The organism is Pseudomonas sp. NFX5 (genome assembly GCF_049132125.1).
GTDB classification, from domain to species: domain Bacteria; phylum Pseudomonadota; class Gammaproteobacteria; order Pseudomonadales; family Pseudomonadaceae; genus Aquipseudomonas; species Aquipseudomonas marginalis.
In genome coordinates this window covers 252,503-258,949 of record NZ_JAFMZG010000014.1, presented here as the reverse complement: position 1 = coordinate 258,949, position 6,447 = coordinate 252,503, and the positions used below count along the sequence as shown (strand labels likewise).

Genomic DNA, 6,447 nt, shown 5'->3' with positions numbered 1-6,447 from the left:
GGACTCTTGGTTCCAGGGCATGATCAGTTACCTCCTGATCATGCGTATTAGCCTGTAAACCATGTCCCCGGTTAGAAATGTAAACGATGTCCCCGGTTTGTACCGGGGCAAGCCCCCTCCCACATTTTGGTTCCGGTTTCTACAGGGCCAGCAGCGCCAGGCGCTCGCGCACCGAAGCCTCGATCCCTGCTTCATCCAGCCCGCACTCAGCCAGCATCTGCGCCGGCTTGGCGTGTTCGACGTAGGTATCCGGCAAGCCCAGGTGCAGCACCGACCTGAGGATGTTTTCCCGCGCCAGGAACTCACTGACCGCCGCACCGGCACCGCCCATGATGGCGTTTTCTTCGACGGTCACCAGCAGCTCATGGCTAGCGGCGATGTCGCGCACCAGGGCTTCATCCAGCGGCTTGACGAAGCGCATGTCGACCACGGTGGCGTCGATCTTCTCGGCCACCTTGAGGGCTTCGGCCAGTTGCACGCCAAACACCAGGAACGCGGTCCTGCTGCCCTGGCGACGCACAATGCCCTTGCCGATTTCGATAGGCTCCAGGTCCTTTTCGATCAGCGCGTTGGGGCCGTTGCCCCGTGGGTAACGTACGGCGGCCGGGCCGTTATACAGGTGGCCGGTGCTGAGCATCTTGCGCAGTTCGTTTTCGTCGCTCGGCGTCATCACCAGCATGCCGGGGATGCAACGCAAGTAGGACAGGTCGAAGCTGCCCGCGTGAGTCGGGCCGTCTTCACCGACTAGACCGGCGCGGTCGATGGCAAACAGCACGTCGAGGTTCTGCACCGCGACGTCATGCACCAACTGGTCATAACCGCGCTGCAGGAAGGTGGAGTAGATCGCCACCACCGGCTTGGCGCCTTCACAGGCCATGCCGGCGGCGAAGGTCACCGCGTGCTGCTCGGCAATGGCCACGTCGAAATAGCGCAGCGGGAAACGCTCGCTGAACGCCACCAGGTCGGAGCCTTCCTTCATCGCCGGGGTAATGCCCACCAGGCGTGGGTCGACGGCGGCCATGTCACACAGCCATTCGCCGAACACACCGGAGTACTTCGGCCCGCTGGCTTTTTTCGGCGCAGCGGCGGGGGCGTCCAGGGGTTCCAGCTTGGTGATCGCGTGGTAGCCGATCGGGTCGACTTCCGCCGGGGCGAAGCCTTTGCCTTTCTTGGTGACGATGTGCAGGAACTGCGGGCCCTTGAGGTCGCGCATATTGCGCAGCGTGGCGATCAGCGTGGGCAGGTCATGGCCGTCGATGGGGCCGATGTAGTTCCAGCCCAGCTCTTCGAACAGCGTGCCGGGGACCAGCATGCCCTTGGCATATTCTTCGGTGCGCCGGGCAATTTCCCACGCGCCGGGCAGACGCGAGAGCACCTTCTTGCTGCCTTCACGCATGCTGGCGTAGGTGCGGCTGGAGAGAATCTTGGCCAGGTAATTGGACAGGCCACCGACATTGCGCGAGATCGACATGTCGTTGTCGTTGAGGATCACCAACATGTTGGCGTTCACTTCCGGCGCATGGTTCAGCGCTTCGAAGGCCATGCCGGCAGTCAGCGCGCCATCACCGATCACGGCGATTGCCTTGCGGTCGCTGCCTTGCAGGCGGGCGGCAATCGCCATGCCCAGCGCTGCGCTGATCGAGGTGCTGGAGTGGCCGACGCCAAAGGTGTCGTACTCGCTTTCGGCGCGGCGTGGGAAGGCGGCAACGCCGTCCTTCTGGCGCAGCGTGCCCATGCGCTCGCGGCGGCCCGTGAGGATCTTGTGCGGATACGCCTGATGGCCCACGTCCCACACCAGCCGGTCATCCGGGGTGTCGAACACGTAGTGCAACGCGATGGTCAGCTCGATGACACCCAGGCCGGCACCGAAATGCCCACCGGTCTGGCCGACCGTGTAGAGCAATTCCAGGCGCAACTCATCGGCCAGGGTTTCCAGCTCGGCTTCACCCAGACGACGCAGGCCGTCCGGCGTGGCAGCACGGTCGAGCAGGGGCGTGGACGGGCGCTTGCGGGGAATCTCTTGAAACGTCGTGGGCATCAGGCGAATCGTTATAGGTATAGAAGAGGCGGCAGTTTACCTCAAGCATCGCAAACTGCCCACGCAGAGCGCCGAACTTGGCCGATATGCGGCCGCAATGGCCGCCATAATCAGTGGCGGCGTTCGACGATATACCGCGCCAGGTCACGCAGCGGCTCGGCCGCCGCGTCGAAAGGTCGCAGGGCGTCCAGCGCCTGGTCGCGTAGTTCCACGGCGTAGGCCTTGGCGGCTTGCAGCCCGAGCAGCGCAGGATAAGTCGGCTTGTCCCGTGCGATATCGGCGCCCTGGCGTTTGCCCAGGGTGGCGGTATCGCTTTCCACGTCGAGAATGTCGTCCTGCACCTGGAACGCCAGGCCAATGGCCCGGGAATAGGTCTGCAGGGCCGCCAATTGCGTGGCTTCGGCATGTCCGCTGGCCAGGGCGCCCAAGTGCACGGCGGCTTCGATCAGTGCGCCGGTCTTGTGGCGGTGCATGTGCTCAAGGGCTTTTTGATCCAGCTTGACGCTGACCGAACCCATGTCGATCGCCTGCCCGCCCACCATGCCCGCAGGGCCGGCAGCCAGGGCCAGTGCGGTGACCATGCGCAGGCGGATCTCGGCGTTGACGCTGCTCAGGCGTGGGTCCAGCAACGCGCTGAACGCCAGGCTCTGCAAGCCGTCGCCGGCGAGGATCGCATAGGCTTCATCAAAGGCTTTATGGGTGGTGGGCTGGCCACGACGCAGATCGTCATCGTCCATCGCCGGCAAATCGTCGTGTACCAGGGAATACGCGTGAATCAGCTCGACCGCACAGGCGGCACCGTTGGCCTGCTCGGCCGGCGCGCCCAGCGCTTCACAGGCCGCATACGCCAGCAACGGGCGTACGCGCTTGCCGCCATTCATCACGCTGTAGCGCATGGCTTCATACAGACGCTTCATTTCCGGGCTTGGCGCAACAAACAAGGGCTCCAGCGCCGCATTCACCCGGGCTTGGCTACTGGCCTGATACGCGTCGATCATTCCGGCTGTTCCGCGTCGAAAGGTTCTTCGGCCAACTCTCCGTCACGCTCCAGCAATACCTGGACCTTCTGCTCCGCCTGCGCCAACGCGCTCTGGCAGTCACGGGTCAGGCCGATGCCTTGCTCAAACGCCGTCAGCGAGTCCTCCAGCGACAACTCGCCGTTCTCCAGACGCTCGACCAATGTTTGCAGGTCGGCGAGGGATTGTTCGAAATCGAGTGCAACTTTTTTGCGGGCCATGGCGGCTATTCCGGTAGACGGTAAACCGGCGCGACACTAGCAGACATGGGGATTCTGGGCAAATGAGCGGGCAAATGAGTGGAGTGTCACTCGCCCCCTGTATTGACCTGATAACGCGTGCTGCGGCCGCCTCCGGGGAGACGGACCAGGCAGTTTTTTTCCAGCAGGTCCGCCAGGTGTCGCGTCGCTGTCGCCTTGGAGACCTTTGCCACCGCCTGGTACTGCGCCGCGCTGATGCCGTGTTCGAAGCCCTTCTCACCACCGTCGAGCAGTCGATTGAGGACCTTGATCTGTTCAGCCGACAAAGGGACGTCGCGGTGTTGCTGCCAGAACCGACTCCTTTCCAGCACCCGGTCAATCCGCGCCATGGCCTGCTGCACGCTGCGTAACAGGGTTTTAAGGAACCACTCCAGCCAGGCAGTGATATCCAGGGAGGCCTTCTGGCTGGATTCCAGCGCGTTGTAGTAGCCGGTGCGGTCTTCGAGGATGCTGGCTGACATGGCATAGAAACGGATGGCCTGGTGTTCACCCTGGGCCAGTGCCAAATCGGTGATAGCGCGTGTCAGGCGACCATTGCCGTCATCGAAGGGGTGCAGTGTGACAAACCAGAAGTGCGCGACGCCGGCGCGTACCAATGGGTCCAGTTCCGGCTGATCGCGGCTGATTTCGAACCACTCCAGGAAATCCGCCAGTGCCTGCTCCAGTCCCAGACGTGGCGGGGCCTCGAAATGCACGGTCGGCCGATCAAGCCGGCCCGACACCACTTGCATCGGCTCATCTCCCCTCAAGGATCCAATATTGAGCGCTCGAGCGGCATAGCCCGCTTCCGGGACCGGGAACAATAAGTGATGCCAGTTCAATAGGCGAGCGAGGGTAAACGGCTGGGTGAATTGTTGAGTGGCATCCATCATCAACTCGGCGAGGCCTTCGCTGCGGCGGCTTACCTGACCGTCTTCCATCGCTTCCAGGCCCATCCGCCTTGCCAGGGACGAGCGCACCGAGCCGACATTCAACTGCTCACCCTCAATCGCCGAGGACGTCAGGATATTTTGCAGCAGCGCATCCAGTTCATTCTGTGCGCTGACTGCCTGGCTGACGGAGCCGAGCATGCCCAACAACTTGCCCTGGGCTTGTCCGCATTCGCGCAGCAAAGCCGCGAGGCGACCGGGTTGCCAGTGGAAGTGAGGCCAGTCGGCGTGTTGCCAGATCCAGTGCGGATGAGCCATGGTGGAATGCCTGGGTGCGTGAGCCGAATAAAGAGGTTATTCGGCTCATTTGGTGAGCCGATTGTGCTGCGGATTCGGCTCAGGGTCTAGTCTGGTGATCGGTGTTTTCTGTGGTTTTTGTGATGTGAAATTTGTCTGCCGCAGTAAAAAGCGGCTGGATGAACGGTGGGGAAAATCAGAAAGGGCTTACGAAGGTCGCGTAACAGTCAGCCCCAAATCACAGTTGGGGGCTACTTTAAATGGCGATCATGCTGATCGAAGAGCAGTGCACTGTGGTTCTTTAAGTTGGAAGCTCGGTTGAATAACGAAAGCCTGCTTTTCAGGGCAGGCTTATCGCGAATCTCGGCTGACTTACTTCTGATGAGCCGTCAGCGCCGCATACCCATTCATCAAGTTGCGATAGTTAGGAATGCGCTGGGACAACAAATTCCCCAGGCCTTCGATATCGTTGCGCCAGTCGCGGTGCAGCTCACAGGCTACCGAGAACCAATTCATCAACTGTGCACCGGCCTGTGTCATCCGGCTCCACGCCGCCTGCTGCACCGTGGTGTTGAACGTGCCGGAGGCATCGGTCACCACAAACACCTCAAACCCTTCCGCCAGCGCCGACAAGGTCGGGAACGCTACGCATACATCCGTGACCACGCCGGCGATGATGATCTGCTTGCGGCCGGTGGCCTTGATTGCCTTGACGAAGTCTTCGTTGTCCCAGGCATTGATCTGGCCGGGGCGGGCGATGTACGGCGCGTCCGGGAACATCTCTTTCAACTCCGGTACCAGCGGGCCGTTGGGGCCTTGTTCGAAGCTGGTGGTGAGGATGGTCGGCAGGTTGAAGAACTTGGCCAGGTCGGCCAGGGCCAGCACGTTGTTCTTGAACTCGTTGGGCGAGAAGTCCTGCACCAGGGAAATCAGGCCGGTCTGGTGGTCGACCAGCAGGACTACGGCGTCGTCTTTGTTCAAGCGGTTGTAGGTTGGAGTGCTCATGGTTGAATCCTTTTTTGTTCAGGTTGGTTGGGCGTTGCGTTCAACATGGGCACAGATTAATGGGTGGATGCTGGGGGATAAATCGGCTGGAATGGGTAATACCGTCAACTAAAAGGAGACAATTCATGGTTTGTCAGCAGGATTTGTCCTTTTGATGATCGAAAAAGTAAGTCAAAAAATCTCACGCGTGAGCTATTGAGTGTGGCAAAAAATGCCTGTAGATTTTCTCACGCGTGAGTTTTTCACAGCGAGGTCAGTACCATGGAAAGCAGCTCTCCATCGAGTCCGCCTAGAGGGCCCGATACCGATTCAGCAAGCCTCAAGGGAGAGCGCTTGAAGCCGTCCGCCAAAAAGCCATCGAGCTTTTACATGAAGCAGATGCGTGCAGGCCTGGCGGCCGCCGGCTATGTGAAACACGAGACTTGGGTGCTTCCCGAAAACCGAAGCCTGCTCAAGCAGATGGAGAAACAGCTTCGCCAGCCGATTCTGGCTGGCTCATTCATGTCGGAGAATTTCATGAGCGCAGGTACCAACTGGAATATCGATCGCCTCTTCACCGCTCTTCAGGCCCTGGATGACGTGGTGTCCAAGGACATTACGCTTTCTCTGGTTCAAGGCTCCGAGTCCAGCATCAAGCTGGAAATGAACGACTTCGGTGGCCTGCCGATTTACATCGCGGTGGTGGGCGAGCAGATCATCGTCGACACCGTGCTGGTCGATGTCGAGTCCATCAACGATGTCGCAAAATTCAATGACGCGGTGTTGCGCAGCCGGGAAATGTTCCCGCTGTCCTCAATCGGCATCGAGTCCATGCCTAACGGGCAAGTGGTCTACAACATGTTCGGTGCATTGAGCTCCGATTCCAGCCTGACCAATATCGTCACCGAGGTGAAAACCCTGGTCGACAACGTGCAGCGCGCCAGCGAAGCCTTCGAACGTTTCTTCAATTAAGTATTCGGGAG

General features: G+C 60.4%; 6 protein-coding genes. 1 reads left to right on the top strand and 5 read right to left on the bottom strand.

What is annotated here, in order from left to right; all coding sequences use genetic code 11:
- Window positions 1-139: 139 nt before the first annotated feature.
- From dxs to ycaC, 5 genes are all read right to left on the bottom strand, one after another.
- Entirely contained in the window at window positions 140-2,038 is a 1,899-nt protein-coding gene (gene dxs, locus J1N02_RS09915; RefSeq protein ID WP_421147330.1) for a 1-deoxy-D-xylulose-5-phosphate synthase, read from the bottom strand.
- Between the two features lie 110 nt (window positions 2,039-2,148).
- Window positions 2,149-3,036, bottom strand: coding sequence for a (2E,6E)-farnesyl diphosphate synthase (gene ispA, locus J1N02_RS09910; protein WP_065924900.1), 888 nt, complete (start codon window positions 3,034-3,036; stop codon window positions 2,149-2,151).
- Window positions 3,033-3,275, bottom strand: coding sequence for an exodeoxyribonuclease VII small subunit (locus J1N02_RS09905; protein ID WP_003176346.1), 243 nt, complete (start codon window positions 3,273-3,275; stop codon window positions 3,033-3,035). The genes ispA and J1N02_RS09905 overlap by 4 nt, the downstream gene beginning before the upstream one ends.
- Before the next feature lie 86 nt (window positions 3,276-3,361).
- Window positions 3,362-4,501, bottom strand: a complete 1,140-nt coding sequence (locus J1N02_RS09900; protein WP_421147329.1) for a Fic family protein — start codon at window positions 4,499-4,501, stop codon at window positions 3,362-3,364.
- A 351-nt stretch (window positions 4,502-4,852) separates the two neighbouring features.
- Window positions 4,853-5,485, bottom strand: coding sequence for an isochorismate family cysteine hydrolase YcaC (gene ycaC, locus J1N02_RS09895; protein ID WP_027605204.1), 633 nt, complete (start codon window positions 5,483-5,485; stop codon window positions 4,853-4,855).
- A gap of 369 nt (window positions 5,486-5,854) precedes the next feature.
- Between ycaC and J1N02_RS09890 the strand changes: the two genes are divergently transcribed.
- Entirely contained in the window at window positions 5,855-6,436 is a 582-nt protein-coding gene (locus J1N02_RS09890) for a YjfI family protein (RefSeq protein WP_027605205.1), read from the top strand.
- The last annotated feature ends 11 nt before the right edge of the window (window positions 6,437-6,447 follow it).